The 1503-nt window shown below is 58.6% G+C and carries 1 protein-coding gene; it reads right to left on the bottom strand.

Features of this window, described 5'->3' with window-relative positions; translation table 11 throughout:
- Window positions 1-32: 32 nt before the first annotated feature.
- Complete coding sequence (locus HIJ39_RS22880; protein WP_169103333.1) at window positions 33-1265, bottom strand: IS256 family transposase; 1233 nt, start codon at window positions 1263-1265, stop codon at window positions 33-35.
- Window positions 1266-1503: the final 238 nt, after the last annotated feature.

The raw sequence follows: 1503 nt of genomic DNA, 5'->3' as shown, positions 1-1503 counted from the left end.
AGGAGTGTCAAGGATTTTGTGTAAACAGTTTTTCAAGACTCCAAATTCTGTAAGGGCTGGCGGACTCGGTCTTCGAAATAGATTTCTAGTTGTCCTAAGATTTCACCCCAGTTTTGGATCCGGGTCGTCCATTTGCGGGTCGCTTCTCGGGTCGCTAAGTAGAGCATTTTGACGAGGGCCTCATCGGTCGGGAACTGCGCTTTGGCCTTGGTCACCTTTCGTAGTTGGCGGTGAAACCCCTCAATGAGATTGGTGGTATAGAGGATCTTCCGCAAGGCCGGCGGATACTGAAAGAAGGTCATCAGCTCGGTCCAATTGTCGCGCCACGACCGCACCACCATCGGATATTTCTTCCCCCAGGTGGCCTCGAAGGTGTCCATGGCGAGTTTAGCCCCGTCTTCCGTGTCGGCCTTGTAGATCGGCTTCAGGTCGGCGGCGAGGGCCGCAAAGTCCTTGCGGGCGACGTATTTGAGCGAATTCCGGATCTGGTGGACGATGCACTTCTGCACATCCGACCGGGGGAACACGGCCGCAATGGCCTCACTGAACCCCGTGAGATTGTCCACGGCCACGACGAGGATGTCCTGCACGCCGCGGCTTTTGAGCTCGGTCAGCACCGACAGCCAGAACTTGGCCGACTCGTGCTCCCCGATCCACATCCCCAGCACCTCTTTGTAGCCCTCTAAGTTGATCCCGACCACCATGTACGCAGCTTTCGTCACGACCCGCCCGTCTTGGCGCACCTTGAAATGGACCGCGTCCAAAAAGACGACGGGGTACACGGCCGCTAGCGGCCGTTGTTGCCATTCCTGAATGACGGGCAGGAGCTTGTCCGTGACGTTGGAAATGAGGGTCGGCGACACGTCCATGCCGTAGAGGTCCTGTAGTTGCGCCTGGATGTCGCGGGTCGTCATCCCGCGGGCATACAGCGCCACGATTTGGTCTTCGATGCCGGGCATCGTCGTCTGATACTTCGGCACGACGGCCGGCTCGAAGGTGCCTTGCCGGTCCCGGGGGATGGCGAGCTCCACGTCCCCATACTGAGTGCTCAGGGTCTTCTTCGAGCGGCCATTGCGGCTATTGGGGGTCTGTTTGTGATCAATCGCATACTTCTCGTAGCCCAGGTGGGTGTTTAACTCGCCTTCGAGCATGGCTTGCAGCGTCTCCGCAAACACGGCTTTTAGCGCCTCCTGTACGTCCTGGGCCGACGTCAGGTGGTTCTCGGCAATGAACTGTTTCAATTGAGCGGGCGTCAGTAGGGACATGGTGTAAACCTCCTATGATGTGAATGCGCTCGTCCCCTCCACCCATGCTTCTGGGGCAAAACATTCGGAGCGTCGTCCCCCGGCGGCGTCAAGGCCGGTTTCGCCGCCCCATCCGGGGCACACCTTGACGGCCGACGGCGGGGGCGACGGTATCATCAACAGCCCCAGAGCCTGGATGGCGCGTATCTCCTAATTTTACCGCAGCGGGGAACGTTTACACAAAAGATCTTACACCCTC

Origin of the sequence: Sulfobacillus harzensis (assembly GCF_012933365.1) — a bacterium.
GTDB lineage: Bacteria > Bacillota > Sulfobacillia > Sulfobacillales > Sulfobacillaceae > Sulfobacillus_B > Sulfobacillus_B harzensis.
The sequence above is the reverse complement of the archived record's forward strand: the minus strand, read 5'-3'. Positions and strand labels throughout refer to the sequence as shown.

Excerpts from the sequence above, each read along its gene's own strand:
- HIJ39_RS22880 (WP_169103333.1), bottom strand. The coding sequence starts at position 1,265 with ATGTCCCTACTGACGCCCGCTCAATTGAAACAGTTCATTGCCGAGAAC.